Here is a 25,819-nt window from a genome sequence, read left to right on the forward strand (position 1 = left end):
AAGATGTCCAAATTTGCCCGCTCCGTTATTCTGGCCTCCCTGTTAAGCGCCACCGCTCAGGCCAACCAGCCTGTTCCGACCCCGGATTCGGCCCTGCCGAGTGCCCAGCCGGTCCCCACTTTGAACAGCGCCCCCATGGTGGTGCCTGCCGCGCCCGAGATCTCCGCCAAGGCCCACATCCTGATCGACTACTTCTCCGGCCAGGTGCTGGCCGAGCAGAACGCCGACGAACGTCTGCCCCCCGCCAGCCTGACCAAGATGATGACCTCCTACATCGTCGGCGACGAGCTGCACAAGGGGAACATCAAGGGCACCGACATGGTGACCATCAGCCAGAACGCCTGGTCCAAGAACTACTCCGACTCCTCCAAGATGTTCATCGAGGTGGGCAAGCAGGTCTCCGTCGATGATCTCAACAAGGGCATCATCATCCAGTCCGGCAACGACGCCTGCGTCGCCATGGCCGAGCACCTGGCAGGCAGCACCGACTCCTTCGCCAGCCTGATGAACGCCTGGGCCGCCAAGCTCGGCATGAAGGACTCCCAGTTCAAGAACCCCCACGGCCTGGATGAAGAGGGCCACTACAGTACCGCCCGCGACATGGCCCGCCTGGGTCAGGCCCTGATCCACGATCAGCCGGAGGAGTACAAGATCTACTCCCAGAAGTCCTTCGTGTTCAACGGCATCACCCAGCACAACCGCAACCGCCTGCTGTGGGACCAATCCCTGCAGGTTGACGGCATCAAGACAGGTCACGTCAGCCAGGTCGGCTACAACCTGGTCTCTTCCGCCACCAACAACGAAGGCATGCGCCTGATCGCCGTGGTCATGGGGGCCAACAGCGAGGCCTCCCGCGCTGCCGAGAGCAAGAAGCTGCTCACCTACGGCTTCCGCTTCTTCCAGAGCCTGACCCCCTACAAGGCGGGCACCGAACTGGTCACCCAGAAGATCTGGATGGGCGACAAGCCGGAAGTGAAGCTGGGGGTCGACAAGGACGTCTCCGTGCTGGTCACCCGTGGCCAGGGCAACAACCTCAAGGCGGACTTCCAGCTGGAGAGCGAGCTGAAGGCGCCCCTGGCCAAGGGCCAGCGCGTCAGCACCGTGTACCTCAAGCAAGGGGACAAGGAGATCAAGCAGGTTCCCCTGGTTGCCCTGGAAGAGGTGCAGGAAGGTGGCCTGATGAGCCGCCTGTGGGATTACCTGGTCATGCTGGTCTCCAGCTGGTTCAAGTAACAGACCCTTCCTCAAGCAGCGGCGCCAACAGGCGCCGCTGCTGTCTTTTGCGGTCTGTCCAGTCAATAACCCTGTAATCTGCAGGTTCCGCCGACTGACGATTTGTGGTAAAAAGCAGCATTTCCACGTCTTGCCGCACCGCCAGGTCTTGATCCCGAGGCGGCTCATGCCCATATAGACTGGGAACTGTCCCCTGGGGGCAGATGAGGGGACCGTTTCGGCGGCCCTCAAAGACGTAAAGATGACGTCGCGTCCCGGCGACCCAGAAAGGTGAAGTAGATGAATACCAAGTTTGATGAACTGCTGGAGTTCCCCTGCAAGTTCCCGTTCAAGGTGCTTGGCGTGGCCGATCCCGCCCTGCCCGACATGGTGGTGGAAGTGCTGCAGCAACATGCTCCCGGCACCTACAGCCCGACCGTTCAACCGAGCTCCAAGGGCAACTATCACTCGGTACGGGTGACGGTCACCGCCCAGAGCAAGGAACACATCGAGGCCATGTATACCGCCCTTGGCAAGATCGAGCTGGTTCGTTACGTCCTGTAAGTTGCCTCTCTCGCCCCGCCACCGGGGCGACTGATTATTTGCCGCCCGGTCGCAGCGGCGACCGTACCGACACCGCGCCGCCAGTGAGGAAAGATGTCACTCGAAACGCCCGCCGAGCCACAACCGTCAGCCGGCCAACTGCTCGTCAGACAGCTGGGCCGTCGCCCCTACCAGCCGGTGTGGGACGCCATGAAGGCGTTCACCGACAATCGCACCCCCGACACCCCGGACGAGTTCTGGGTGGTGGAGCATGACCCCGTCTACACCCAGGGTCAGGCCGGCAAGGCCGAACACCTGCTCGCCCCCGGCAACATCCCGGTGGTGCAGAGTGATCGCGGTGGCCAGGTGACCTATCACGGCCCGGGCCAGCTGGTGCTCTACGTGCTGGTGGATGTGCGCCGCAGCAAGCTCTCTGTACGGGAGCTGGTGACCTGCCTCGAAACCGCCATCATCAACACGCTCGCCAAAAGCAATATCGAGGCCTACGCCAAGGCCGATGCCCCGGGCGTCTACGTGAAGAGCGATCTGGGCATGGAGGCCAAGCTGGCGTCCCTGGGCTTGCGCATTCGCAAGGGGTGCTCGTTCCACGGGTTGGCTCTCAACGTCAACATGGACATGACCCCCTTCCTGCGCATCAATCCGTGCGGCTATGCGGGTATGGCCATGACCCAGACCAGCGCCCTGGGCGGCCCGCAGAGCGTCGCCGAGGCACAGTCCCTGCTGGTGACGGAGCTGGCCCGCCTGATTGGCTACCAAGAGATCACGAATACCGAAGAGGCGGCATGAGCAAGCCCATGCTGCCTGGCCATGAGGGCACAGAGATGACCCTGGTGGCTATCAACCAGACAATAACAAACACCGAGAGTGAATCATGAGCAAACCCGTTCGTATGGAGCCGGGCGTCAAGCTGCGCGATGGCGACAAGATGGCCCTGATCCCGGTGAAATTCATGCCGGATCCCAACGAGGAAGTGCTGCGCAAGCCGGAGTGGATGCGGATCAAGCTGCCGCCGTCGAGCCAGAAGATCGAGCACATCAAGAGCACCCTGCGCAAAAACAAGCTGCACTCTGTGTGTGAAGAGGCTTCCTGCCCCAACCTGGCGGAGTGCTTCAACCACGGCACCGCGACCTTCATGATCATGGGCGCCATCTGTACCCGCCGCTGCCCCTTCTGCGACGTGGCCCACGGCCGTCCGTTGCCGCTGGATCCGGAGGAGCCGAAGAAGCTGGCGCTGACCATCAAGGAGATGGGGCTCAAATACGTGGTGATCACCTCGGTGGACCGCGACGATCTGCGGGACGGCGGTGCCCAGCACTTCGCCGACTGCATCAAGCAGATCCGCGAGCACAGCCCCCAGACCCGCATCGAGATCCTGACCCCGGACTTCCGTGGCCGGATGGAGCAGGCGCTGGAGGTGTTCCGCGAGACCCCGCCTGACGTCTTCAACCACAACCTGGAAACCGCCCCGCGCATGTACCGGGTTGCCCGTCCGGGTGCCGACTACAAGTGGTCCCTGGAGCTGCTGCGCCGCATCAAGGAGATGCACCCCCACGTGCCGACCAAGTCCGGTCTGATGATGGGCCTTGGCGAGACCAACGAGGAGATCGTCGAGGTACTCAAGGATCTGCGCGAGCACGGCGTCAACATGCTGACCCTGGGCCAGTATCTGCAACCGAGCCGCCACCACCTGCCGGTGAAGCGTTATGTGCCGCCCGCAGAGTTCGACGAACTCAAGGATGTGGCCATGGATCTCGGCTTCAGCCACGCCGCCTGCGGTCCCTTCGTGCGTTCCTCCTACCACGCAGACCTGCAAGCCAAGGGGGAAGAGGTCAAATAGGCCTCTTTTCCTGCTGGCAGAAAAAAGAGCGCCCCTGGGCGCAATGCTGTTCACTTAAGCGGAGCCGCATTGCGATTTACCGGAAAACGGGTCTTTGATATCTTCACCGCCCTGGGTCTCGATGGCCTGGGGCGTTTTTCTATGAACATGACGCCTATGCAGCCCCGCAACTCCGCCAACCTCCGTGGCGTATGGGCTGGCGATAACGCGCCCGCCATCACTGCCATCTGGTTCGCGATGAACTGACAGGCAAACTTAAAGCTCACCTCATTGGGCGCTCGCTGATGGGCTACGGCGGCCTGGCTGGCCTCCCGCCTGACCAGATTGTATCCAAGCAGCAATCCCCACAGCTCCTGATAGACCAAGTCCACTTTCTTGCTTCTCAGCGTGATGGCGTTGTGCTGCATCGCGCTTTTGATATCCCGGTATCCCAGCTCGATTTCCCAGCGCTCGTGGTACAGGGTCGCCACCTGAGCTGCACTGAATCGCGCCACGGGCAGGGAGGTAAAGACCGTTTTCTCCTTGCCTGCCACCTCATAGGTCACTGCGCGAACTTGCCAGTGTGTCGGCAACGCCGGGTTTTTCTTGCGAGCCTGAGGCGAGACCGTCATTTGCAACAGACGGTCACCGTCGCCATAGCGCTCAAGTTCCGTGTATACCAGCCCCTTGCGTTCCGGGATGAGCCAGTGACGGTCGGTGTCTTCGGCCTGAATACGCAGCAACAGGTCGGCACCGAAGAAGCCTTTATCCAGCAGGGTCACTGACTTGTCCGGCAATGAGTGAATGAACTCGCTGGCCAGGGGGATTTCCCCTTTGCGGTACGGGCTGATGGCCGCGTTGGCAATGACATGCGAGCGGACATTCATGAGCGTGACCAACCGCAGCATCGGGTAGGGTGTCTGCCGGTTGGTTGAGGTGTTACCCGAGCCGAAATGTGCTCTGAGTTCAGGCATATCCTGGGTTCGGAACAGGGCCCCATCGATGGCAAAGACCTGTAAACCGTGCCAATGGTCTTCAGGATAACGTTCCCGCCCCCACACATCGGCGCACTGTTTGAACAGCCACTCGAGCGGCTGTTTGCCGAGTCGCTGACGGGCCTGAGACAGGGCACTGTCCGCGAGCAAGGCATCATTGGCCAACCCTTCTGCACAGATGTTGAGGCGCCGAGCGACCTCGGAGATGGGCTCATTGCGGAAAAAGGCCATCCCCACGACGAGCCACAAGACCATATCAGAAGGTAAGCGGCGTCGGCGGATAGTGGCCTTTTCAGACAAGGCGGCAGCGGCAGTAATCCATTCGTCGGGAATATGGTCGGCAAAAATGGCCAGCCGAGCCAGCATGTCGCCAGATGCCTCAACAACATCGTTCAGATCGTTTGCAATAGACATAAAAAAATCCGGAACCAGTGATTGGTTCCGGATTGTCCTACAGCAGAAGGATCGGTCAATGGATCCTTAACTGATCAGCATTGCGCCCCTGGGCGCTCTTTTTTTATCGCCGTCACCTCGCAGGCAGCGGTTGTCCCTTTGTGATTGACGCCGTTCTGGCGTAACGTGGCCACTCCCCTTCTCTGGAGTGCTGTGCCGGATGCCGACTCTCACCGTTCGCCTGATCCCCCTGCGTGACGCAGACTTTCCCGCCTATCGCGACTACTTCATCGAGGATTACGCCCAGGATCTTGCCAGCAACCACGGGATGGCGCGGCCTGACGCCCACCGTCAGGCCGACGCCTCGTTGCAGCAGCTCCTGCCACTGGGTGTCGCCACCCCGGGTCATCACCTGCTCGCCATGGTACCTGAAGCCTCGAACGCGCCGGGCGAGCCTCTGGGCTATCTCTGGCACGCCATCGACGGCGCCGCCGGCACCACCTTCATCTACGACTTCTATGTGACACCGCCCCATCGTGGTCGCGGCCTCGGCAAGGCAGCCATGGCCGCCCTGGAGGCGCAGCTCGCCCCCCTAGGCATCCACCAGATCAAGCTGAGGGTGGCCCATGACAACCCGAGGGCACTGGCGCTCTATCAGGCGCTGGGCTTCACCATCACCGGCTACAACATGGCAAAGCGTCTGGATTGAGCACCTTCATTGGGCCACCACCCGGCCCATGGCTCAGAGCGAGATGCCGGAAAAGGACATGAAGCCGAGGGACATCAGCCCGGCCACGATGAAGGTAATGCCGATACCCCGCAGCCCCTCGGGCACATCCGAATACTTCATCTTCTGGCGCAATCCCGCAATGGCGACGATGGCCAGCAGCCAGCCCAGCCCTGAGCCCGCCCCGTAGACCACGGATTCGATGAAGTCGTAATCCCGCTGGGCCATGAACATGACGCCGCCGAAGATGGCGCAATGCACCGTCAGCAGCGGCAGATAGATGCCGAGCGCGTGATAGAGCGCCGGGAAATGTTTGTCGAGCACCATCTCCATCACCTGCACCAGGGCCGCCAGCACCCCGATATAGACGATGAAATCGAGAAAGCCCAGATCAAACTCGCCGAGGAAGGTACTCTCGGGACGCAGGATATGGCGGTAGATCAGGTTGTTGAGGGGGATGGCGATCACCATGACCGCCAGCACCGTCATGCCCAAACCGAAGGCGGTGTTAATGTTTTTCGAGACGGCCAGAAAGGTGCACATGCCAAGGAAGAAGGCCAGCGCCAGGTTTTCCACAAAGATCGACTGGATGAAGAGATTGACGTAATAGTCCATGAATGAGTTCACCACTTGGTTGCAATAAGAGCACGTCCGCGCCCGGCCAACGGCCAGTCGCGAAGATGACGTCACGGATGACGTTTACAGAGAGAGCTGGCGCAGCACCCGGTAATGACCACAGCAGCCGCCAGACTGCCGAGCAGCCCGGTCAGCGGTACTCAATGACGGGGATCAAACGGGCGGGCGCCCGGCTGGTGAATCTAGTCGCCCTGGCAGAAGCGATATTGCAGGTGGTGGCAGCGAAGCCGCCGTGTGTGCAGAGCGCCGAAGTAGTCGGGCCGCTGCCTGAGATAGATGAGAGGCAGGAAAAACAGCAGGCCGCAGAGCAGGCCGAGGATCTCGTGCTGGAACCAGGCCAGCAGCATCTGGTAGAGCTCGGTATGAGCAGCCCCTTCCAGTCGCCGTCCCTGCTCGAAACCGAGCCGCCACTGGGAGGCGGGCGGCAGGCTGACGTTGTCGGCAAGCCCCGGGTTCGCTGGCTCATGGAACAGCATCGGCCGCTCCTGCCCTTGCGTCTCCATTCCCCTAGTTGCAACGACCCCTGCCGCCGCCGCAGCGGCAAGCCAGAGAAGGCAGGCGATGGCAAGCACCATCGGCCATGACGAGGGGCGGCGAGAGGATGACAAGGGGGCTGTCCGTCAAGAAAAATTACAGGTGGAATATATCACAATACCGTCACTTATTGCATTTTCCACCATGAGATATCAGAAAGGTTGATATTAAACACCGCCCCATTCCCTAAAACCGACAAGGTTGCACCACCTTGAGAAAGCGACTTGCATCTTCCTCAAGGTGAGGGCTCACCCCTGCTGGAAGGCCTGGTGGTAGCGCACTTCACCACTGGGCATGGCAGCGCCGAACGAGCGTGTCATGAAGTACTCGGGCGGCACGCCGGGCAGCGTCAACCCCGGCTCGGGCACGAAACCGAAACGGCCGTAGAAGCCGGGATCCCCCAGCACCACGCAGCCGGCCGCACTCATCCCCTTGAGCTCGGCCAGACCCGCCTCCATCAGCCGTGACCCCAGCCCCTTGCCGTGCAGCGCAGGGGAGACCGAAATGGGGCCAAGGCCATACCAGTGCGGGCTGCCATCACTGATGGTCACCGGCGAGAAGCAGAGGTGGCCGACCACTTGCCCCTCCAGCTCCGCCACCAGCGACAGGCTGAGTGCCCCGGCCTGGCGCAAGGCGCGCACGATCAGCTGCTCGTTGTGATCGGTATGGGGGGCATTGAGGAACGCGGCCACGGTCAGCGCTTCAATGGCGTCGTGATCGGCGCCTGTTTCGGGCCGAATGATGATGTTCATAGGTTTTCTCCGTTTGCTCTCTTTCAATGGATGACCTGATCAGACTGCCTGCAGGCAGCAGATCACATAGCCATAGCTATCCAGGTATTGGCGGTGGATGGCCACTTCCCGGCTCAGATCCTGCCAGGCTGGGCTATCCCCCAGCTCGGCACGGTGGCGCGCCAGATTGCGCTCGATGGGATCCAGATAGTTGTCCCAGGCCCTTTGCGGCAACGGGGTGTGCCACAGGCAGCGATAACCCGCCTCCTTCACCGCTTTGAGCAGGCCCGCCAGGGTCTGCATGGCGGGATAATCCCGCTGCCAGAACGCCAGTGCCTCCTCTGGCGGCGTGTCCGTCAGCCACACCAGGTCGCTCAGCACCAGGCAGGCATCAGGATCGGCAAGGTACGGCCGCCATGTCTGCAAGGCGTTGGCCACCCCGATGGTGTAGGCGCTCCCCTCGGCCCAGATGAGATCGGCGGGGACAAGGTCCGCCGGCAGCGCCGCCATGTTGGCGCACAGGGTAGTGACCTGATTCAGCCCCGCCGCACTGGCGCAACGGGCCACGGCGGCCAGCGCCTCCTCGTCCAGATCGATGGCCACTATGGTGGCGTCCGTCACCTGTGCCAGCGCCAGGGTTGCGGCGCCGCGCCCACAGCCCATGTCGAGGATCCGGCGAGGCTGGCTGGGCAGCGCGGCAAATTGCTGCTGGGTGAAGAGGCTATCGCCCGGCCCCCAATAGCTCATGCCATCCAGCAGCAGCTTGAAATCCCGGATGTAGCGCTCATGTTCATTCATGTCTTTGCTGAGCCACTGCAGGTGGTAACGCGCTTTTTCACTGAATCCCTGCTTCATCACCCAGGCAAAGTAAGCCTGCGGGGCTTGATGCTGCAGTTGCCGCTGCCAGGCCTTGAACTCGTCGCCGGAGTGCGCACGCAAACCGGCGAGATCCGCCAGCAGATCCCGGGCGCGTTGCATCCGCGCCAGCTCTTCATCCAGCTCCCTGACCCGGGCTTCCAGCGTTGCCTGCTCCAGCTCGCCCGCCAGACAGGCGAGGCACTGCTTGAGGCTGAGCCCGCCGGCCTGCAGGGCCTGTACCATCCGCAGCCGCTGCAGATCGTCATCGTCGTAGTGGCGATAGCCGTTGGCGCCCCTCGTGCCCGCAATCACCCCCAGTTTCTCGTAATAGAGCAGGGTGGAGCGTGCCAGGCCGCAGCGCCGGGCCAGTTCAGATATTTTCATGACAACCACTCGCTGAGGGGTCCGTGACCCGATGAAGGGAAGCTTAAACTGTGAAGCAATAGACGGGTCAACGACAACATCCGAGTTCACACCATAAAAAAACGGCCACCCTGAGGTGGCCGTCATCGGCAGCAAGAGAGACTCGCGGGAATCAGAGACCGGCGGCTTCCAGATGCTCCACCAGCAACTGCACGCTGCGGTTGCCACGCCACTCGTTGACGTCGAGCCGGTAGACCAGCCGCACCCGCTTCACCGAGGCATCGGGCCAGCGTTGCAAGTCGACGCCAAAGGCGATGGCATCCACGGCGTGGCCGGAATCCGTGGTCAGCATCATCTTGAGGTGCTTCTCCCCCACCAGCCGCTGCTGCACCAGCACGAATTCCCCGTCAAACAGCGGCTCGGGGAAGGCCTGACCCCAGGGGCCGGAGGCGCGAATAAGCTCTGCCAGCTCCAGACTCAGCTCATCGGGCAACAGCTCGCCATCGGTGAGCAGCACCCCGGTCAAGAGCTCAGGGGTCACCAGCTCGCCGATGACCACCTCGAAGGCCCGACCGAAGGCCTCGATATTGGCCTTGGGCAGGGTCAGCCCGGCCGCCATGGCGTGGCCGCCAAACTTGCCCATCAAGCCGGGGTGGCGGGTGTCGAGCAGCTCCAGCGCATCGCGCAGGTGCACCCCAGGGATGGAGCGCCCGGAGCCCTTGAGCTCGGTCTCGCTGCTCTCGGCAAACGCAATGACCGGGCGGTAGTACTTCTCCTTCACCTTGGAGGCCACCAGCCCCACCACCCCCTGATGCCACTCGTTTCGGTGCAGCACGATGCCGGAGGGCACCTCGCCGTCACGAAAACGGATCTGCTCCAAAGTGGCGAGCGCCTCCTGCTGCATCCCCTGCTCGATCTCCTTGCGCTCCTGGTTGAGGCTGTCCATTTCGGAGGCGAACTGGCGCGCCAGGTTGATGTCGTCACAGAGCAGACAGGCGACCCCGAGTGACATGTCATCGAGCCGGCCCACCGCGTTGAGGCGCGGCCCCAGCGCAAAGCCGAGATCGGCAGCGCACAGGCGACGCCCGTCGCGGCCCGACACGTCCACCAACGCCTGGATGCCGGGGCGACAACGGCCGGCCCGGATCCGCTGCAACCCCTGATGAACCAGGATGCGGTTGTTGCCATCCAGCGCCACCACGTCGGCCACGGTGCCGAGGGCCACCAGATCGAGGTAATCCGCCACGTTGGGGGCGCGCAGCCCCTGGCGCTCATACCAGCCGCTCTGGCGCAGATGGGTGTTGAGGGCCGCCATCAGATAGAAGGCGACCCCGACCCCGGCCAGGGACTTGGAGGGGAAGTCGCAGCCATGCTGGTTGGGGTTCACTATCGCGTCGGCGTCAGGCAGCTCCTGACCCGGCAAATGGTGATCGGTAACCAGTACCTGCATGCCGGCCGCCTTGGCCGCCGCCACCCCGGCGATGCTGGAGATGCCGTTGTCCACCGTGATCAGGAACTCGGCGCCGCGGGCCACCGCCAGCTCGACGATCTCCGGGGTGAGGCCATAGCCGAACTCGAAGCGGTTGGGCACCAGAAAATCGATGTGGTGCCCCCCCATGGCGCGCAAGGCCAGCACGCACAGCGCCGAGCTGGTGGCGCCATCGCAGTCAAAGTCACCGACGATGAGAATGCGTTTTTGCGCCGTCAGCGCCTCGGCCAGCAGCGGCACCGCCTGTGCCATGCCGAACAGACGTTGGGGCGGCAGCAGCTGGTTGGCGCTGCGCTCCAGCAGGGCAGGGTCTTCTACCCCGCGGCTGGCGAAGATCTGGCGAAGCAGCGGGTGCAGGGTGGCGGGCAGATGGGAATCATCAACTCGCGGACGACGACGGATTTGCAGGGGCATTGATGTGATCCAGTATCTTGAGCAGTTGTTCGGGGCTCTGGTAACCGCGCACCAGGTCGCCATTGGGCAGGACCCAGCTCGGTGACGCCTTGATCCCGAGCCATTGGCTCAGGCCGATATGATGGGCAAGGATCGCATTACAACCGCTCTCAGGCAAACGATCGCTGAAGTTGAGTTCGCGCAGCAGCCCGGGATCGCACCAGCTAGCCTGATCCGATGCGGCGACAGGCGCAGGCAGCAGTTGCACGCTCACGCCCCTCGCCTGCAAGCGGGGCAACTCCTCCAGCGCGATGCGGCAAGGACCGCAGGCGAGATCGGTAAACAGGGTGAGGCGGTGGCGTTCAGGGGTGGCCTTGAGCCAGAGCCGGGCCTCCCCTATCTGGGAGAGCGCCAGCCTGCGTTGCTGCTGCTGGCTGAGCCGGGTGAGGTTTCTCATATCGTGGGCCAGATCCAGCATGGAGCCCTGCAGCACATAGTCTCCCCTGGCATCGCTGTAGAGCAGTCCCTGGGCCGTGCCCAGCAGATAGAGGCCCGGCATGGGGGTCTCGTCCACCAGGTAGACCTGCACACCGAGGCGCTGCTCTATGGTCTGTTTCAACACATGGGGGTCCATCCCCGCGCTGGCCGCAAAAGCGCACAGCAGCATCATTCCCAGCAGTAAATATCGCATCAGCTCATTCACTTGGCATGATTGAAGGGTTTCATAAGGTAACCCAGACAATTCCCTCTCCCAAAGACCTTAATTAGTGATCGATTAATAACGTCCGCAAGAAAAAATCACGGGATGACAGGTTGCCAATCGGGCTTGAGCCCCGCAAGCTAATCAGGACGACGGGAGACATCTTTAGTCATCCCTCTGTTTTGCTGATGTTTTATTATTCAAATCGATGTGCGCTCAGGTGGCACGCCGTCCATTTCTAGGGGGAAAAATGAGTCTGATTCAAGAGTTCAAGGCCTTTGCATCCAGAGGCAATGTGATCGACATGGCGGTCGGTATCATCATAGGTGCCGCCTTTGGCAAGATTGTCTCCTCCTTCGTGGGAGACGTGATCATGCCCCCCATCGGGCTGATCCTGGGGGGCGTGGATTTCAGCGATCTCGCCGTGACCCTGAAGGCCGCCGAAGGGGATGCCCCTGCCGTGGTCATCGCCTACGGCAAGTTCATCCAGACCTGTATCGACTTCCTGATCATCTCCTTCGCCATCTTCATGGGGCTCAAGGCCATCAACACCCTGAAGAAGAAGCAGGAAGAGGAAGCCGCCGCCCCGGCCGGCCCCACCAAGGATCAGGAGCTGCTGACCGAGATCCGCGACTTGCTGAAATCCCAGCAGGGGAAATAACCGTTTCCTCCCTGTCGTGTGCTGAATAAAACCGCCTTCGGGCGGTTTTTTGTTGCAGGGCAGGTGAGGCGATCAGGCTCTGGGGTGGTGCTGGCCGTGCAGTACCTTGAGCCGCTCGTTGGCCACGTGGGTATAGATCTGGGTGGTGGAGAGATCCGCGTGGCCCAGCAGCATCTGCACCACTCGCAGATCGGCGCCGTGATTGAGCAGGTGGGTGGCGAAGGCGTGACGCAGGGTGTGGGGGGAGAGTTCCCCCCTGATGCCGGCTCTCAGGGCATAGAGCTTGATACGGTGCCAGAAGGTCTGGCGGGTCATCATCCGGGCCCGCTTGGAGGGGAACACCACGTCCGAGCTGGTGCCACCCAGCAGCAGGGTGCGCCCCTCCCGGTAGTAGCGCTCCAGCCAGTGCACCGCCTCCTCCCCCATGGGCACCAGGCGCTCCTTGTTGCCCTTGCCCACCACTCGCACCAGCCCCTGGCGCAGGCTGACGTGTTCGGCGGTCAGCCCCACCAGCTCGGACACCCGCAGCCCGGTGGCGTAGAGCAGCTCGAGCATTGCCTTGTCCCGCAGCTCCAGCGGATCGTCCACCAGGGGCGCTTGCAGCAGCGCCTCCACCTCGGCTTCGCTCAGATCCGATGGCAGCTTTTTGGGGAGCTTTGGCCCCTCCAGCAGCACGGTGGGATCGTCGCTGCGCAGCTTCTCGCGATTGAGGTACTGGTAGAAGCGGCGCAGGGCCGAGAGGAAACGGGCCGTGCTGCTGGCCGCGAACTGGTGGTCCACCCGCCAGGCGAGGTAGTGCTGGATGTCGTCCAGCCCCGCCAGCAGCAGGGAACCGCCTTGCTCATCGAGCCAGAGGGCAAATTTTTCCAGGTCGGTGCGATAGGAGCTGACCGTGTTGTCGGAGAGCCCCCGCTCCAGCCAGAGGGCGTCGAGAAACGGCTCGATCAGGGGATGGGATTCTGCTTTGCTCATGGTGCGCCGCGCTCAGGGAAACAGGTCGCCATTGTAACGTGCCGACCCACCCGGGCCGCAAGGCAAGGCTGCACATCCCCTCAGGCGGTGAAGAGCCCGGCGCAATCTGCTAGACTGGCGCCCTCCCCCCGGGCGCCGCTGTGCCGGTCACGCCCCTTGCCGACTGCGATCAAGAGAAGAGCGATGAAGATAGGTTTGTTTTATGGCTCCACCACCTGCTACACCGAGATGGCCGCCGAGAAGATCCGCGCCCTCATCGGCCCCGAGCTGGTCGATCTCCACAACATCAAGGATGTGCCCCTCGCCCGCATGCAGGAGTACGACATCCTGATCCTGGGCATCTCCACCTGGGACTTCGGCGAGCTGCAGGAGGACTGGGAATCCCGCTGGGAAGACATCGCCGACCTGCATCTGGAGGGACGCATCATCGCCCTGTTTGGCATGGGCGATCAGCTGGGCTATGGGGAGTGGTATCAGGATGCCCTCGGCCTGCTGCACGATCAGCTGGTCCCCAAGGGGGTCAAGCTGGTGGGCTACTGGCCCAACGAGGGGTACGAGTTTGACGCCTCCAAGGCGCTCATCGACGATGGCCGTCACTTCGTCGGGCTGGCCCTTGATGACGCCAACCAGTACGACCAGACCGAGTCCCGCATCGAGCAGTGGGTCGACCAGATCCTGAGCGAGATCCACGAACTGCTCTGATACTGATCGCCTGGATGTTCGACGACGCCAGCCAATGGACGACCAGACCGACCCCGCATCGAGCAGTGGGTCGACCAGATCCTGAGCGAGATCCACGAACTGCTCTGATCCTGATCGCCTGGATGTTCGACGACGCCAGCCAATGGACGACCAGATCGACCCCGCATCGAGCAGTGGGTCGACCAGATATCAAGCGAGCGCCATGAGCGGCGCCAACCTCCCCTGTCGGTAGCCTGCGCTCGGGCTGCCGGGCGCATAAATCGCACCGATTTTCTCGTTCGGTATCATCGGCTGACGCTATAGCGACTTTTTGCTTCTGGTCTGCAACAATGAGGTCGACACCCCATAACAACACAACGCCGGGTGTCGGAAGCAAACGGACAGACCAGAAAAGGATATTCTATGACTTCATTCTCCCTGTTGGCCCCCGCCATCGCCCGCGACGTGCTCGATCACGCGCTGGCGCTGGGTGCCGACTTCGCCGAGCTGTTTGTGGAGCGCAAGCGCCGCAGCCAGCTCAGCCTGCTCTCCAGCCAGATAGAGAACATCAGCGGTGGTCTCGACTTCGGTATCGGCGTTCGCCTGTGCTACGGCCACAAGGTGCTCTACGGCTACACCAACCTGGCCGATCGCAACGAGCTCTTGCGCATCGTTACCCTGCTGGCGGCCAAGGACAGGCGTGACCCCGTGGTCACCGCCACCGCCTTTGACTTCACCCGCCTGACCGACCGCAACCCGATCGCTCTGCCGCTGTCGGCCGACAAGCTGCTGGAGCAGAAGATCGCCTACCTGCATGCCATGGACGCTGCGGCCCGCGCCGAGAGCGACAAGGTGAGCCAGTTCTCGGGCAACGTGCTCGGCTGGGAGCAGGAGGTGGAGATCTTCAACAGCGAAGGGGTCCAGGTGAGCGATCGCCGCCACTACAACCGCATCATGGCCCAGACCATCGCCCTGGACGGGGGCGAGCAGAGCGTAGGTTATGAAGCCCCCGGTGCCATGAAGGGATGGGAACATGCCGAGAGCATCGATCCCCGCGAGCTGGCTCTCACCGCCACCCGCCAGGCACTGGTGAAGCTGGGAGCCGCCCCCTGCCCGAGCGGCAAGCTGCCGGTCATCATGGAGAGCGGCTTTGGCGGCGTCATCTTCCACGAGGCGTGCGGTCACCTGCTGGAGACCACCTCGGTGGCCAAAAAGGCATCCGTGTTCCACGACAAGATGGGTCAGCTCATCGCCAACCCGGCGGTCAGCGCGGTGGACGAGGGCTTGCAGGGCAACGCCTGGGGCTCCATCAACGTCGATGACGAGGGGATGGCGACCCAGCACACCCAGCTCATCAAGGACGGCGTGCTGACCGGCTTCCTGGTGGACAGAATGGGGGCCCTTCGCACCGGCTACGCCCGCACCGGTTCCGGGCGCCGGGAATCCTACAAGTTCGCCCCCGCCTCCCGCATGCGCAACACCTATATCGAACCGGGCAACCACAGCCTCGACGACATGCTGGCAACCGTGGAGCACGGCATCTATGCCAAGCGGATGGGGGGGGGCTCTGTGCAGCCCGGTACCGGCGAGTTCAACTTCAACGTGCAGGAGGCCTACCTCATCGAGGGGGGCAGGATCACCCGACCCCTCAAGTCAGCCACCCTGATCGGCACCGGCCCGCAGGTATTGAAGGAGATCTCCATGGTGGGGCGCGATCTGGCCCTCTCCGCCGGCATGTGCGGCTCGGTCTCGGGATCCATTCCCGCCTCGGTCGGCCAGCCGCCGCTCAAGGTTGACAATATCCTGGTCGGAGGGAACGCCTGATGAGCCAGCTCGACATGAACCAACTGCTTGCCCGTCTGCTGGACCAGGTCGCCGATCTGGGTGCCGAGGCGGACGTCATCGCCAATCAGGAGAAGGCCTTCTCCCTCAAGGCCGACAAGGGCGAACTCAGTGAATACAAGGTCACCAGCAGCCAGCAGATCGGCATTCGCCTCATCAAGGAAGGCCGGGTCGGCATCGCCTATTCCGAGTCCCTCGACGCGTCGGCCCTGGACGCCATGGTGCAGGATGCGCTCGATGCGAGCCGCTTCGCCAAGGTGGACCCGGATCAGCGCATCACAGTGCAGCAGAGCAGGCTCATCACCGACTGCGCCGAGATACATCAGGCCGACACCACGGCGGTGGAAGAGAAGATTGCCCTGACCCTGCGCCTCGAGTCCGACATGCTGGCCCTGCCGGACGTGACCGGCGCCCCCTACAACGGCTTCTTCGAGGGGGAGAGCCGCCTCTGGCTTGCCAACAGCCAGGGCAGCCTCTGCGAACATCAGGAGTTCAGCGTCGGCTGCCACAGCTCCGCTCTCATCGAGCGGGAGGGCCGCCAGTCCATGCACTACCAGGGACAGTACGCACGGCGCTTCGACGAGTTGGAGAGCCAGCCTCTCATCCGCCAGATCCACGCCGTGGCCGATGGCCTGCTGATGGGTGAGGCGGTGCCGAGCGGTCGCTACAGCGTCATCTTCAGCACCCACTGCTTTGCCAGCCTGTTTGGCTGCTTCCAGTCCGCCCTGTCTGGCAAGTGGGCCCAGCAGGGGATCAACCCCTGGCGCGACAAGCTGGGCCAAAGCGTGGCTTCTCGCTGGCTTACCCTGGAGAGTCGTGCCTATATGCCGGGGGGCATGAAGATCAAGGCGTTTGACGGCGAAGGGGCCGCCACTTCGGATCTCCTGCTCATCGGCGAGGGGGAGCTCAAGACCCTGCTGCACAACAGCGCCACCGCCCGCCACTTCGGCGTGACGAGCAACGGTGCAGCCGCCCGCAGTGCCCGCAGTGCCCTGGACGTAGCCCCTCGTCACCTGGTGTTCGGGCTCGGCCCCCACGGCGAGGCCGAGGTACAAAGCGGTGAGTACCTGGAGCTGGTCAAGCTGGACGGCCTGCACTCCGGGGCCGATGCGGTGAGCGGCGACTTCTCGTTCGGTGCCTCCGGCTTCCTCTGCCGAAATGGCGAGCGCGTGGCACCGGTACGCGGCATCACGGTGGCGGGCAACTTCTATCGTCTGCTCGGGGAGCTGGAAGCGGTCGGCAACCAGCTGCACCACGACGATGGCAAGGACTTCTATGCCCCGCTGATCCGCTTTGGCGGGCTCAGCATTGCCGGCAAATAAGAGGGGGAGCCTTACTCGGCTCTTCCCCCTTCAAGCGGCGCCATCAGGCGCCGCTTTTTTTATCCATGGCACCCCCCGACAGCCACTTCTAACCTCAAAGAGCCACCGACCGCGTTGGCCGGGAACTCTGGAGAATACGACGATGGACAACACCCTGGTCTGGGCCGACATTCCGACACGGGATCTGGATCGCGCCATGGACTTCTACTCGGCCCTGCTCGATGTGCAGGTCACCCCCATCCAGGAAGAGACCATGCGCTTTGCCATGCTGCGCCACGACGGCAGCAACGCGGCGGCCTGTCTCGGCCCCATGGACAAATATCACCAGCCCGGCGGTGCCGGTCCCCTCATCTATCTCTCCCTCGGTGACAGGCTGCAGGAAGCGGAACTGCTGGTCCCCCGGCTCGGCGGGCGGGTGCTGGAGCCTCTGCACAGCATCGGCAGTGGTCATGGCTCCCGGGTCATCATCGAGGATACCGAAGGCAACTGGCTGGCCCTCTATGCCCCACCAGCCAGCTGACGTCCGGATACGCAGAAACAACAACGGCGACCTGATGGTCGCCGTTGTTGTTTAACTGCACTTGCCGGCCATTACGCCTCTGGATTGAGGCGGGTCGGGATGCCGGTACGCTGTTCCAGCACCTGCTTGACCACGTTGGAATCGCTGTCAGAGTGGGCGATGAAGCGGGTGGTAGCCGGGGTCATGGGCAGCGGCACGGAGGCGGTGGAGTTGAACTCTTCCTCGGTGCGCGACAGCGGCTCGTGCACTTCCATGTAGCGGCCGCCATCCGGCTCGACCGTGGTCTTGACCGGCTGGTTGACGAACTGGACGCGGGTGCCGACCGGCACGTGATCGAACAGGTACTTGATGTCGTCGGCGCGCAGGCGCACGCAGCCGCTGCTCACCCGCAGACCGATACCGAAGGTGGCGTTGGTGCCGTGGATGGCGTACAGGTTGCCGATGTAGAGCGCGTGCAGGCCCATGGGGTTGTCCGGGCCGGCCGGCCAGACCGCGGGCAGGGTCTTGCCCTGGGCGGCGTAGCGGCGACGGATATTCTCGGTCGGGGTCCAGGTCGGGTTGGCACGCTTGCGCTCAACCTTGGTGATCCAGTTCTCCGGGGTGTTGACCCCGAGCTGGCCGATGCCGATGGGCAGCACATGCACCACGTTCTTGCCCTTCGGGTAGTAGTAGAGACGCATCTCCGCCACGTTGATGACGATCCCTTCGCGGGGAGCGTTGGGCAGGATCAGCTGATGGGGAATGATCAGCGTGCTGCCCGCCTTGGGCAGGTAGGGGTCGACGCCCGGGTTGGCTTCCATGATGTTGGTCAGACCCAGCTGGAAGTCGGAGGCGATCTGCTCCAGCGGACGATTGTCTGCGGGCACCACGTATTCCTGGTTCTCACCGATCAGGCGGCTGTTGGCTGCAGGCAGCTGGTATTCAACGGCGGCGGCCTGCTGGCTGACCAGCGCCAGCGTACATAAAAGAGCCGAAGCGGCAATGCGAAGGGGATTCATAAAATTCCTGTATGGTTTCCTGTTCCTGTGGGCCTTTGCCCTGCTCATCATCGGTCTCTTGTGGGCCCGTCACCGGGGACCAACAACCGAGCGCGCATTCTTTCCCGAGCAGGGCAAAATTTCAACTTGGAGATGGTCTTTTTCGCCGAAAAGATCCATTTCACAGCCAACTCAGGGGCATCTTTCACCCCTTGCACTCTAGCAACCCCAGTCTGAGCGTAAAATGAACATGGCGCAGGCATGCCAAGACCGTCCCAAATTGCATGACGAGGCGGTCACGAGTACAATCTCGCACCCCGTATATCCGGAGTATCGAGTCACCTCCTGCTCCGATGTACCCCCATCGGATGGGCGTGCGTCGAAGACGGTCGCGCCACCGATGAACCCACACGACGCCATCAGGTGGCGCCGTCCTGATTTGCAATCAGATAAAAGAGTCCAACATGTTCAGACCAGAATTGCTCTCCCCTGCCGGGACCCTCAAGAACATGCGCTACGCCTATGCCTATGGCGCAGACGCCGTCTATGCGGGCCAGCCGCGCTACAGCCTGCGGGTGCGCAACAACGAATTCGATCACGAGAATCTGCAGCTCGGCATCAACGAGGCCCATGCCCTCGGCAAGCAGTTCTATGTGGTGGCCAACATCCAGCCCCACAACTCCAAGCTCAAGACCTTCATCCGCGACATGCGCCCCGTGGTGGATATGAAGCCGGATGCACTCATCATGTCCGACCCCGGCCTCATCATGATGATGCGCGAAGCCTTCCCCGACATGCCTATCCACCTCTCGGTGCAGGCCAACGCGGTCAACTGGGCCACGGTGAAGTTCTGGCATCAGATGGGCCTGACCCGTGCCATCCTCTCCCGCGAGCTGTCTCTCGACGAGATCGAGGAGATCCGCATGCAGGTGCCGGAGATGGAACTGGAAGTCTTCGTCCACGGGGCGCTGTGCATGGCCTACTCCGGCCGCTGCCTGCTCTCCGGCTACATCAACAAGCGTGACCCCAATCAGGGCACCTGCACCAACTCCTGCCGCTGGGAGTACAAGGTGCACGAGGGCAAGGAAGATGACGTGGGCCAGATCGTCCACCGCCAGGAGCCCATCGCCGTGCAAAAGGTGGATCCGACCCTGGGCGCAGGCAAGCCGACCGATGCCCTGGTGCTGCTGGAGGAGTCCAACCGCCCGGGCGAGTTCATGACCGCGTTTGAAGACGAGCACGGCACCTACATCATGAACTCCAAGGATCTGCGCGCCGTCGAGCACGTCGAGCGCCTGACCAAAATGGGCGTTCATTCGCTGAAAATCGAAGGCCGTACCAAGTCCTTCTACTACTGCGCCCGTACCGCCCAGGTCTATCGCAAGGCCATCGACGATGCGGTGGCTGGCCGTCCATTCGATCCGACCCTGATGGGCACCCTCGAGAACCTGGCCCACCGCGGCTACACCGAGGGCTTCCTGCGCCGTCACAACCACAGCGAATACCAGAACTACGACTACGGTTACTCCGTCTCCGACACCCAGCAGTTCGTCGGCGAGATCACCGGTCGCAACGGTGACATGGTCGAGGTCGAGGTGAAGAACAAGTTCCTGCTGGGCAACAGCCTGGAGCTGATGACCCCCCAGGGCAACCTCAGCTTCAACCTGGAGCAGATGCAGAACCGCAAGGGCGAGCTCATCGACACCGCACCGGGCAACGGCCACGTGGTCTACGTGCCGGTTCCCAAGGAGATCGACGTGAATTACGGCATCCTGCTGCGCAACCTCGGCGAGCGCGAGGATACCCGTCAACCTCACTCGGCGGCCTGAGATGGCACTGCTCATCACCGACAAGTGCATCAACTGTGACATGTGCGATCCGGAGTGTCCGAACCAGGCCATCGCCCTGGGGAGCAAGATCTACGAGATAGACCCGGATCGCTGCACCGAATGCGTCGGCCACTATGAGAAGCCGACCTGCATCAGCGTCTGCCCCATCGACTGCATCATCTGGGATCCCGCCCACGTGGAAACCGAAGATCAGCTGATGGAAAAGTTTGTGCGGATGCACAGGCAGTAGCAGTAGCAGTAACACCTGCATCAGCGTCTGCTCTACAGGGACTGCCTCCTCCGGGATCCCGTCCATAGGTTGGAAACCGAAGATCAGCTGATGGAGAAATTCGTGCGGATGCACAGGCAGTAGCTGTAGCACCTGCATCAGCGTCTGCGCCCCATGGACGGCATCCTCCGGGATCCCGTCCATAGGGTGGAAACCGAAGATCAGTTGATAGAGAAGTTCGTGCGGATGTACAGGCAGTAAGCCTGTATCAGCGTCTGCGCCCCATGGACGGCATCCTCCGGGATCCCGTCCATAGGGTGGAAACCGAAGATCAGTTGATGGAGAAATTCGTGCGGATGCACAGGCAGTCCGCGTCTGACACGCGCGGAGTGCATTATCCAAAAATAGAAAAAGCCGGGCATGCCCGGCTTTTTCTATTGCGCTGCCCTTCCCTCAGGGTTTGACCAGTTTTTGCAGCGCCTCGAGTTCGCGCTGGGCTTCCAGCAACTCGGCCTGGGACTCCTCCAGCTTGGACTGCTTCTTGGCAATCTTGTCCGGCTTGCCCGATACCCGTGCGCTCTGCAACTCGGCCAGCCGCTCTTCCACTTCTTCCCTCTGCTTGACCACCTTGCGTTGCTGCTCCTCAAGGAGCCCGGCATCGGTACAATGGGCCTCCAGGTTGCGCAGTGCCCGCTCAAGGCCGGCTACCTGCTCCTGGTTGTTGTGCGCCCTGGCGAACGCAAGCTGATCCGTCACGGCCTGCTGTCTGGCCTTGCAGCCGATGTTTTCACTACCATAGGCTTGTCCGGCCAACAACAATAAGCCTATTCCGGCGATCTTCCACATAACAACCTCTTTGTTCTGTCATACTGGATGGCCGACCATGAGACCTGACTCCCTGTGTGAGGTCAAGACACACGGGGCCGGGCTACGACAGAGTGTGCTCTACATCATGCCGGGCCGCTTTCGCCGAGGCTACAATGGCCCTTTCAATCAGGAGAGCCACATGACCCAACACATTCTCATCATTGCCAACGGCGCCCCCTATGGCAGCGAGTCCCTGTTCAATGCCCTGCGCCTCGGCATCGCCCTCAAAGAGGAGGGAAAGGTAGACCTCAACCTCTTCCTGATGTCGGATGCCGTCACTGCGGCCCTCGCCGGGCAGGCTCCGGCCGAGGGCTACAACCTGCGCCAGATGCTGGAAATACTGCTGGCTCAGGGCACCCGGATCCGGCTTTGCAAGAGCTGCACCGATGCGCGCGGCATCACCCCGCTACCCCTTGTCGAGGGCATAGAGATAGGCACCCTCCCCTTGCTGGCCCAATGGACTCTGGCCGCCGACAAGGTGCTGACCTTCTAGCCGTCAGGGCCCGGCCCGGACCAGCGCAGTGCGCGAGGTCCGGGTACTCAGACCATAGAGCATCAGGATCACCAGGCAGAGCAGCGCCATCAGGGCGTAAAGCCAGCTCCCGCCCCAGTGGGCCAGCACCCAGCCTCCCAGCAAGGCCCCCATGGCCACCCCGAGTCCGGAGATGGAGGCCGCCCCGAAATAGCTCCCCTTCAAATGACCAGGCGCCATCTGATCGATCAGCACATTGAGCAAGGGGAAGAGGATGCACTCCCCGACGCTCAGGAGGATCACCGCCACTATCCAGTGCCACCAGATGGCGGTATCCCCCAGCGCAAACTGCAACTGGGCGCCGAGAAAGAGCGCCACCCCGAGTTGCAGCTTGCGCCGTGTGGACCAGCGGGCAGTCAGGTGCAGCAGGGGAAACTGCAGCATCACTATGGTCAGCGCGTTGGTCGTCACCAGCCAGCCGATGAGCCGCTCCACCTCCGGCGTCCCCGCGCGGGTCAGATACTGGATGAGGGGCGACTCGAACTGGGCATAGACCAGCATCAGCAGCAGATTGGCCATGATCAGCAGCAGAAATCCCCTGTCCTGCCAGAGCACCCGCAGCACGGCACGCATGCCGGGCCCGGCCGCCTGGCTGGTGTGGCAACCTGCCAGCCTGAACCCGATGACAAAGACGATGCCAAGCAGCAGATAGCTGGCACTGAGCAACAGGAAGGTCTCCTGACGCGCGCTCAGGCCATAGGTGACGCCGAGCAGAGGACCGATGGCCGCCCCCAGGTTGAGCAGGAAATAGCGCAGGTGCAGCGCCAGCTCACGGGCTTTGGGCTCGGCCAGATTGTCGGCCATCAGTGCCTTGCCCGGTGAGTCGATGAGCCCGTAGGAGAGTCCGCTGCCGATCACCCCGAGTGCCAGCCAGCCCACCTGGTGGGAGAGGCCGAGCAGGGCCACACTGGCGGCGGAAACCAGGCAGCCGAACAGCAGGATGTTGCGCCGCCCCCATTTGTCCGAGAGCCAGCCGCCATAGAAGCTGACGAGAGTGGAAAGCGCCGCCGTGGCCCCCAGGATCAGGCCTATCAGGGTCGCCGAAAGTCCGTAGTCACGGTAGAGCAGGATCGAGAGAAAGGGCCAGACCATGAAGAAGGTGGTACGCACCATGAAAGTGCCCAGGATGACGATCCAGACCAGGGAAGGAAACTGCCTGAGGTAGGCCCATGACATGCTGCAATTCCTTTTGCCAACGAAGCGGGGTCGTCCCTTATATCAAGGGGCGCCAAAAGGAACAAGGAGACAATCTGCGCCATGCCGGGCGACAGGCACAAAAAAGCCGACCCAAGGGTCGGCTCTTTCACATACGGCAGCCTTATTCGGCAGCCGGCTCTTCGACGGCAACGGCAGCAGGAGCAGCAGCCGCTTCGGTCGGTGCGTTCGCTTCCTTGATGGAGAGACGCACACGGCCCTGACGGTCCACTTCCAGTACCTTCACCTTCACCACGTCACCGATTTTCAGGAAGTCGGCCACGTTCTGCACGCGGGCATCGGTGATCTGGGAGATGTGCACCAGACCGTCTTTACCCGGCAGGATGTTGACGAAGGCGCCGAAGTCAGCCAGGCGCACGACCTTGCCTTCGTAGATGCGGTTCACTTCGATCTCGGCGGTGATGGCCTCGATGCGGCGGATCGCTTCCATGGCGGCTTCGTTGGCCACGGCGGAGATGCGAACGGTACCGTCATCATCCAGCTCGATGTTGGTGCCGGTCTCTTCGGTCAGGGCACGGATCACGGAACCACCCTTGCCGATCACGTCCTTGATCTTCTCAGGATTGATCTTGATGGTGTGGATGCGCGGTGCGAAATCGGAGATCTGGGCACGGGGAGCCTGGATAGCTTCGTCCATCACCTTCAGGATGTGCAGACGAGCGCCACGAGCTTGCTTCAGCGCAATCTCCATGATCTCTTTGGTGATGCCTTCGATCTTGATGTCCATCTGCAGCGCGGTCACACCTTCGCTGGTACCGGCTACCTTGAAGTCCATGTCGCCCAGGTGATCTTCGTCACCCAGGATGTCGGACAGCACGACGAAACCTTCTTCTTCCTTCACCAGACCCATGGCGATACCGGCAACGGAGGCCTTGATCGGCACACCGGCATCCATCAGCGCCAGGGAGGAACCACAGACAGACGCCATGGAGGAGGAACCGTTGGATTCGGTGATTTCAGAGACTACGCGCACCACGTACGGGAACTCGGCGGCGCTCGGCATCACGGCAGCAACGCCGCGCTTGGCCAGACGGCCGTGACCGATTTCACGACGCTTCGGGCTGCCCATCATGCCGGTCTCGCCGACGCAGTAGGGCGGGAAGTTGTAGTGCAGCATGAAGCGATCAGCGCGGTTGCCGGTCAGCTCGTCGATGTTCTGGGCGTCACGCTCGGTACCCAGCGTGGCCACCACGATGGCTTGGGTTTCACCACGGGTGAACAGGGCAGAACCGTGGGCACGGGGCAGGATGCCGGTACCGACGGAGAGGGCGCGGATCATTTCCGGATCGCGACCGTCGATACGCGGCTCACCACGTACGACGCGACCACGGACGATGCGGCTCTCCAGGCTGTGGAACTCTTCGCCGATCTTCTTGGCATCTTCTTCCACGCCGGATGCGATGACTTGCTCGACCACGCGGCCCTTGATGGCAGCGATGGTTTCGTAACGAACAGCCTTCTCGGTGATGCGGTAGGCTTCACCCAGCTCAGCTGTCGCCAGTTCGGCAACTTTGGCTTTCAGCGCTTCGTTGACGGCAGGCGGGGTCCAGTCCCAGGGCTTGGTACCGACGTCGGCAGCGAATTCATTGATGGCGCTGATCACGGTCTGCATCTGCTCGTGACCGTAGACCACGGCGCCCAGCATCACCTCTTCGGAGAGGATGGCCGCTTCGGATTCCACCATCAGCACCGCATTGGCAGTACCGGCAACTACCAGATCCAGATCACTCTGGGGCAGTTCGGTGGTGGTCGGGTTCAGCACGTACTGGCCGTTCATGTAACCCACGCGGGCTGCACCGATCGGGCCGCCGAACGGGATGCCGGAGATGGCCAGGGCCGCGGAGGCACCGATCATGGCAACGATGTCGGGAGAAACGGCCGGGTTCACGGACATGACGGTGGCAACCACCTGAACCTCATTGAGGAAGCCTTCCGGGAACAGCGGACGGATGGGACGGTCGATCAGACGGGAGATCAGGGTCTCGCCTTCGCTCGGACGGCCTTCACGACGGAAGAAACCACCCGGGATACGACCAGCAGCATAGGTACGCTCCTGATAGTTGACGGTCAGCGGGAAGAAATCACGGCCGTGATCGGCCTCTTTCTTGCCAACGACAGTCACGAAGACACAGGTATCGTCCATGCTGACCATGACGGCCGCAGTGGCTTGACGGGCCATCACACCGGTTTCCAGTGTGACGGTGTGTTGACCGTACTGGAATGACTTTACAATAGGATTCACGTGAATTTCCTTTTAACAATTTGGCGCTTTAAATTCGCGTGCAAGTATACTTGATTCGCATCAAAAGGTAAGCGCGGACGTCAATTCTGTGAGGCAGGCAACGGCCTGCATCCTGTTTGAAACGGGCAATAAAAAAGGGGAACCTCGCGGTTCCCCTTTTTTGCGAAATCTGATGGTCGATTAACGACGCAGACCCAGCTTGGCGATCAGAGCAGCGTAACGCTGAACGTCTTTACGCTTCAGGTAGTCCAGCAGCTTACGACGCTGGGAAACCATGCGCAGCAGACCGCGACGACCGTGGTGATCCTTGGCGTGCTCCTTGAAGTGACCTTGCAGATGGTTGATCTGGGCAGTCAGCAGGGCAACTTGCACTTCGGGGGAACCGGTGTCGTTGGCACCACGAGCGTTGTCGGCAACGATTTGAGCTTTGATCTCAGCATTTAGAGACATGGTATTACTCCAGTAGAGTGTTTAAAGGTTCACAGCCAATCTCTAATTCAGCCGTGAAATGAGGGCGGT

General features: G+C 62.0%; 26 protein-coding genes and 1 pseudogene. 14 read left to right on the plus strand and 13 right to left on the minus strand.

The annotated features are described in order from the left end of the window. Nucleotides 1-3 precede the first annotated feature (3 nt). The 4 genes from C2U30_RS08260 (at nt 4) to lipA (ending at nt 3,613) form a co-directional block, all read left to right on the plus strand. Nucleotides 4-1,233 (plus strand): D-alanyl-D-alanine carboxypeptidase family protein, encoded by a 1,230-nt coding sequence (locus C2U30_RS08260; RefSeq protein ID WP_103243604.1) that lies wholly within the window; start codon nt 4-6, stop codon nt 1,231-1,233. Between the two features lie 279 nt (nt 1,234-1,512). Beyond that, the gene (ybeD, locus tag C2U30_RS08265) at nt 1,513-1,776 is read left to right on the plus strand and encodes a DUF493 family protein YbeD (RefSeq protein WP_010673756.1); all 264 of its coding nucleotides are present in this window, start codon (nt 1,513-1,515) and stop codon (nt 1,774-1,776) included. Between the two features lie 93 nt (nt 1,777-1,869). Beyond that, entirely contained in the window at nt 1,870-2,562 is a 693-nt protein-coding gene (gene lipB, locus C2U30_RS08270; protein WP_010673755.1) for a lipoyl(octanoyl) transferase LipB, read from the plus strand. A gap of 85 nt (nt 2,563-2,647) precedes the next feature. Then, complete coding sequence (gene lipA / locus C2U30_RS08280; RefSeq protein WP_103243605.1) at nt 2,648-3,613, plus strand: lipoyl synthase; 966 nt, start codon at nt 2,648-2,650, stop codon at nt 3,611-3,613. A 50-nt stretch (nt 3,614-3,663) separates the two neighbouring features. On the opposite strand, the gene C2U30_RS08285 is transcribed toward lipA, so the two are convergent. Continuing rightward, nucleotides 3,664-5,001: an IS4-like element ISAeme15 family transposase gene (locus C2U30_RS08285; RefSeq protein ID WP_041205253.1), complete on the minus strand. Its 1,338-nt coding sequence runs from the start codon at nt 4,999-5,001 to the stop codon at nt 3,664-3,666. Between the two features lie 199 nt (nt 5,002-5,200). Here C2U30_RS08285 and C2U30_RS08290 point away from each other — a divergent pair, with 199 nt between their 5' ends. Continuing rightward, nucleotides 5,201-5,689: a GNAT family N-acetyltransferase gene (locus C2U30_RS08290; protein WP_103243606.1), complete on the plus strand. Its 489-nt coding sequence runs from the start codon at nt 5,201-5,203 to the stop codon at nt 5,687-5,689. 33 nt (nt 5,690-5,722) lie between these two features. Here C2U30_RS08290 and nqrE read toward each other — a convergent pair whose 3' ends face one another. From nqrE to C2U30_RS08320, 6 genes are all read right to left on the minus strand, one after another. Further along, entirely contained in the window at nt 5,723-6,322 is a 600-nt protein-coding gene (gene nqrE, locus C2U30_RS08295; protein ID WP_103243607.1) for an NADH:ubiquinone reductase (Na(+)-transporting) subunit E, read from the minus strand. 203 nt (nt 6,323-6,525) lie between these two features. After that, nucleotides 6,526-6,819, minus strand: coding sequence for a hypothetical protein (locus tag C2U30_RS08300; protein WP_080990038.1), 294 nt, complete (start codon nt 6,817-6,819; stop codon nt 6,526-6,528). A 306-nt stretch (nt 6,820-7,125) separates the two neighbouring features. Beyond that, on the minus strand, nt 7,126-7,629 hold the full coding sequence (locus C2U30_RS08305; RefSeq protein ID WP_103243608.1) for a GNAT family N-acetyltransferase: 504 nt from the start codon (nt 7,627-7,629) through the stop codon (nt 7,126-7,128). 39 nt (nt 7,630-7,668) lie between these two features. After that, on the minus strand, nt 7,669-8,850 hold the full coding sequence (locus C2U30_RS08310; RefSeq protein ID WP_103243609.1) for a MerR family transcriptional regulator: 1,182 nt from the start codon (nt 8,848-8,850) through the stop codon (nt 7,669-7,671). A gap of 151 nt (nt 8,851-9,001) precedes the next feature. Next, on the minus strand, nt 9,002-10,732 hold the full coding sequence (gene recJ / locus C2U30_RS08315) for a single-stranded-DNA-specific exonuclease RecJ (protein WP_103243610.1): 1,731 nt from the start codon (nt 10,730-10,732) through the stop codon (nt 9,002-9,004). Next, the gene (locus C2U30_RS08320) at nt 10,698-11,402 is read right to left on the minus strand and encodes a disulfide isomerase DsbC N-terminal domain-containing protein (protein WP_039041117.1); all 705 of its coding nucleotides are present in this window, start codon (nt 11,400-11,402) and stop codon (nt 10,698-10,700) included. Before C2U30_RS08320 ends, recJ begins: the two co-directional genes overlap by 35 nt. A 259-nt stretch (nt 11,403-11,661) precedes the next feature. Between C2U30_RS08320 and mscL the strand changes: the two genes are divergently transcribed. Further along, complete coding sequence (mscL, locus tag C2U30_RS08325; protein ID WP_010673746.1) at nt 11,662-12,072, plus strand: large-conductance mechanosensitive channel protein MscL; 411 nt, start codon at nt 11,662-11,664, stop codon at nt 12,070-12,072. Between the two features lie 72 nt (nt 12,073-12,144). On the opposite strand, the gene xerD is transcribed toward mscL, so the two are convergent. Continuing rightward, nucleotides 12,145-13,044: a site-specific tyrosine recombinase XerD gene (gene xerD, locus C2U30_RS08330; protein WP_103243611.1), complete on the minus strand. Its 900-nt coding sequence runs from the start codon at nt 13,042-13,044 to the stop codon at nt 12,145-12,147. A gap of 183 nt (nt 13,045-13,227) precedes the next feature. On the opposite strand from xerD, the gene fldB reads away from it, so the two are divergent. The 4 genes from fldB to C2U30_RS08350 all read left to right on the plus strand — a co-directional run bounded on the left by fldB (nt 13,228) and on the right by C2U30_RS08350 (nt 17,409). Next, complete coding sequence (fldB, locus tag C2U30_RS08335; RefSeq protein ID WP_041212516.1) at nt 13,228-13,746, plus strand: flavodoxin FldB; 519 nt, start codon at nt 13,228-13,230, stop codon at nt 13,744-13,746. 402 nt (nt 13,747-14,148) lie between these two features. Then, nucleotides 14,149-15,549 carry a TldD/PmbA family protein gene (locus C2U30_RS08340; RefSeq protein WP_103243612.1) on the plus strand — a complete coding sequence of 467 codons (1,401 nt, stop codon included), beginning with the start codon at nt 14,149-14,151 and terminating at the stop codon, nt 15,547-15,549. Then, nucleotides 15,549-16,889 carry a TldD/PmbA family protein gene (locus tag C2U30_RS08345; protein ID WP_103243613.1) on the plus strand — a complete coding sequence of 447 codons (1,341 nt, stop codon included), beginning with the start codon at nt 15,549-15,551 and terminating at the stop codon, nt 16,887-16,889. The genes C2U30_RS08340 and C2U30_RS08345 overlap by 1 nt, the downstream gene beginning before the upstream one ends. Before the next feature lie 142 nt (nt 16,890-17,031). Beyond that, the gene (locus C2U30_RS08350; protein WP_010673739.1) at nt 17,032-17,409 is read left to right on the plus strand and encodes a VOC family protein; all 378 of its coding nucleotides are present in this window, start codon (nt 17,032-17,034) and stop codon (nt 17,407-17,409) included. Nucleotides 17,410-17,480: 71 nt separating this feature from the next. Here the strand turns inward: C2U30_RS08350 and C2U30_RS08355 are convergent, their stop codons facing one another. After that, nucleotides 17,481-18,407: a L,D-transpeptidase family protein gene (locus tag C2U30_RS08355; protein ID WP_103243614.1), complete on the minus strand. Its 927-nt coding sequence runs from the start codon at nt 18,405-18,407 to the stop codon at nt 17,481-17,483. Nucleotides 18,408-18,850: 443 nt separating this feature from the next. Here C2U30_RS08355 and trhP point away from each other — a divergent pair, with 443 nt between their 5' ends. The 3 genes and pseudogenes from trhP to C2U30_RS23090 form a co-directional block, all read left to right on the plus strand. Then, on the plus strand, nt 18,851-20,215 hold the full coding sequence (gene trhP / locus C2U30_RS08360) for a prephenate-dependent tRNA uridine(34) hydroxylase TrhP (protein ID WP_010675357.1): 1,365 nt from the start codon (nt 18,851-18,853) through the stop codon (nt 20,213-20,215). A 1-nt stretch (nt 20,216) separates the two neighbouring features. Beyond that, complete coding sequence (locus tag C2U30_RS08365; protein WP_041212510.1) at nt 20,217-20,465, plus strand: YfhL family 4Fe-4S dicluster ferredoxin; 249 nt, start codon at nt 20,217-20,219, stop codon at nt 20,463-20,465. 243 nt (nt 20,466-20,708) lie between these two features. Next, nucleotides 20,709-20,812: pseudogene (locus C2U30_RS23090) on the plus strand (YfhL family 4Fe-4S dicluster ferredoxin); the annotation flags it as partial. 85 nt (nt 20,813-20,897) lie between these two features. On the opposite strand, the gene C2U30_RS08380 reads toward C2U30_RS23090, so the two are convergent. Then, complete coding sequence (locus tag C2U30_RS08380; protein ID WP_039041125.1) at nt 20,898-21,290, minus strand: DUF1090 domain-containing protein; 393 nt, start codon at nt 21,288-21,290, stop codon at nt 20,898-20,900. Nucleotides 21,291-21,450: 160 nt separating this feature from the next. Here C2U30_RS08380 and C2U30_RS08385 point away from each other — a divergent pair, with 160 nt between their 5' ends. Further along, nucleotides 21,451-21,804 (plus strand): DsrE/DsrF/TusD sulfur relay family protein, encoded by a 354-nt coding sequence (locus C2U30_RS08385; protein ID WP_010675361.1) that lies wholly within the window; start codon nt 21,451-21,453, stop codon nt 21,802-21,804. Between the two features lie 3 nt (nt 21,805-21,807). Here C2U30_RS08385 and C2U30_RS08390 read toward each other — a convergent pair whose 3' ends face one another. From C2U30_RS08390 to rpsO, 3 genes are all read right to left on the minus strand, one after another. Continuing rightward, nucleotides 21,808-23,019, minus strand: coding sequence for an MDR family MFS transporter (locus C2U30_RS08390; RefSeq protein WP_045525802.1), 1,212 nt, complete (start codon nt 23,017-23,019; stop codon nt 21,808-21,810). 142 nt (nt 23,020-23,161) lie between these two features. Then, nucleotides 23,162-25,300 (minus strand): polyribonucleotide nucleotidyltransferase, encoded by a 2,139-nt coding sequence (gene pnp, locus C2U30_RS08395; protein WP_103243615.1) that lies wholly within the window; start codon nt 25,298-25,300, stop codon nt 23,162-23,164. 180 nt (nt 25,301-25,480) lie between these two features. Continuing rightward, nucleotides 25,481-25,750, minus strand: a complete 270-nt coding sequence (gene rpsO, locus C2U30_RS08400; RefSeq protein ID WP_010675364.1) for a 30S ribosomal protein S15 — start codon at nt 25,748-25,750, stop codon at nt 25,481-25,483. Nucleotides 25,751-25,819: the final 69 nt, after the last annotated feature.

It is taken from the genome of Aeromonas sp. ASNIH5, assembly GCF_002902865.1.
GTDB classification, from domain to species: domain Bacteria; phylum Pseudomonadota; class Gammaproteobacteria; order Enterobacterales; family Aeromonadaceae; genus Aeromonas; species Aeromonas caviae.

Excerpts from the sequence above, each read along its gene's own strand:
- C2U30_RS08305 (WP_103243608.1), bottom strand. The coding sequence starts at position 7,629 with ATGAACATCATCATTCGGCCCGAAACAGGCGCCGATCACGACGCCATT.
- C2U30_RS08290 (WP_103243606.1), top strand. The coding sequence starts at position 5,201 with ATGCCGACTCTCACCGTTCGCCTGATCCCCCTGCGTGACGCAGACTTT.
- C2U30_RS08380 (WP_039041125.1), bottom strand. The coding sequence starts at position 21,290 with ATGTGGAAGATCGCCGGAATAGGCTTATTGTTGTTGGCCGGACAAGCC.
- mscL (WP_010673746.1), top strand. The coding sequence starts at position 11,662 with ATGAGTCTGATTCAAGAGTTCAAGGCCTTTGCATCCAGAGGCAATGTG.
- trhP (WP_010675357.1), top strand. The coding sequence starts at position 18,851 with ATGTTCAGACCAGAATTGCTCTCCCCTGCCGGGACCCTCAAGAACATG.
- lipB (WP_010673755.1), top strand. The coding sequence starts at position 1,870 with ATGTCACTCGAAACGCCCGCCGAGCCACAACCGTCAGCCGGCCAACTG.
- fldB (WP_041212516.1), top strand. The coding sequence starts at position 13,228 with ATGAAGATAGGTTTGTTTTATGGCTCCACCACCTGCTACACCGAGATG.
- C2U30_RS08355 (WP_103243614.1), bottom strand. The coding sequence starts at position 18,407 with ATGAATCCCCTTCGCATTGCCGCTTCGGCTCTTTTATGTACGCTGGCG.
- C2U30_RS08260 (WP_103243604.1), top strand. The coding sequence starts at position 4 with ATGTCCAAATTTGCCCGCTCCGTTATTCTGGCCTCCCTGTTAAGCGCC.
- C2U30_RS08300 (WP_080990038.1), bottom strand. The coding sequence starts at position 6,819 with ATGCTGTTCCATGAGCCAGCGAACCCGGGGCTTGCCGACAACGTCAGC.
- nqrE (WP_103243607.1), bottom strand. The coding sequence starts at position 6,322 with ATGGACTATTACGTCAATCTCTTCATCCAGTCGATCTTTGTGGAAAAC.
- lipA (WP_103243605.1), top strand. The coding sequence starts at position 2,648 with ATGAGCAAACCCGTTCGTATGGAGCCGGGCGTCAAGCTGCGCGATGGC.
- xerD (WP_103243611.1), bottom strand. The coding sequence starts at position 13,044 with ATGAGCAAAGCAGAATCCCATCCCCTGATCGAGCCGTTTCTCGACGCC.
- C2U30_RS08320 (WP_039041117.1), bottom strand. The coding sequence starts at position 11,402 with ATGCGATATTTACTGCTGGGAATGATGCTGCTGTGCGCTTTTGCGGCC.
- C2U30_RS08310 (WP_103243609.1), bottom strand. The coding sequence starts at position 8,850 with ATGAAAATATCTGAACTGGCCCGGCGCTGCGGCCTGGCACGCTCCACC.
- recJ (WP_103243610.1), bottom strand. The coding sequence starts at position 10,732 with ATGCCCCTGCAAATCCGTCGTCGTCCGCGAGTTGATGATTCCCATCTG.
- C2U30_RS08350 (WP_010673739.1), top strand. The coding sequence starts at position 17,032 with ATGGACAACACCCTGGTCTGGGCCGACATTCCGACACGGGATCTGGAT.
- C2U30_RS08340 (WP_103243612.1), top strand. The coding sequence starts at position 14,149 with ATGACTTCATTCTCCCTGTTGGCCCCCGCCATCGCCCGCGACGTGCTC.
- C2U30_RS08365 (WP_041212510.1), top strand. The coding sequence starts at position 20,217 with ATGGCACTGCTCATCACCGACAAGTGCATCAACTGTGACATGTGCGAT.
- rpsO (WP_010675364.1), bottom strand. The coding sequence starts at position 25,750 with ATGTCTCTAAATGCTGAGATCAAAGCTCAAATCGTTGCCGACAACGCT.
- C2U30_RS08285 (WP_041205253.1), bottom strand. The coding sequence starts at position 5,001 with ATGTCTATTGCAAACGATCTGAACGATGTTGTTGAGGCATCTGGCGAC.
- C2U30_RS08345 (WP_103243613.1), top strand. The coding sequence starts at position 15,549 with ATGAGCCAGCTCGACATGAACCAACTGCTTGCCCGTCTGCTGGACCAG.
- C2U30_RS08385 (WP_010675361.1), top strand. The coding sequence starts at position 21,451 with ATGACCCAACACATTCTCATCATTGCCAACGGCGCCCCCTATGGCAGC.
- ybeD (WP_010673756.1), top strand. The coding sequence starts at position 1,513 with ATGAATACCAAGTTTGATGAACTGCTGGAGTTCCCCTGCAAGTTCCCG.
- C2U30_RS08390 (WP_045525802.1), bottom strand. The coding sequence starts at position 23,019 with ATGTCATGGGCCTACCTCAGGCAGTTTCCTTCCCTGGTCTGGATCGTC.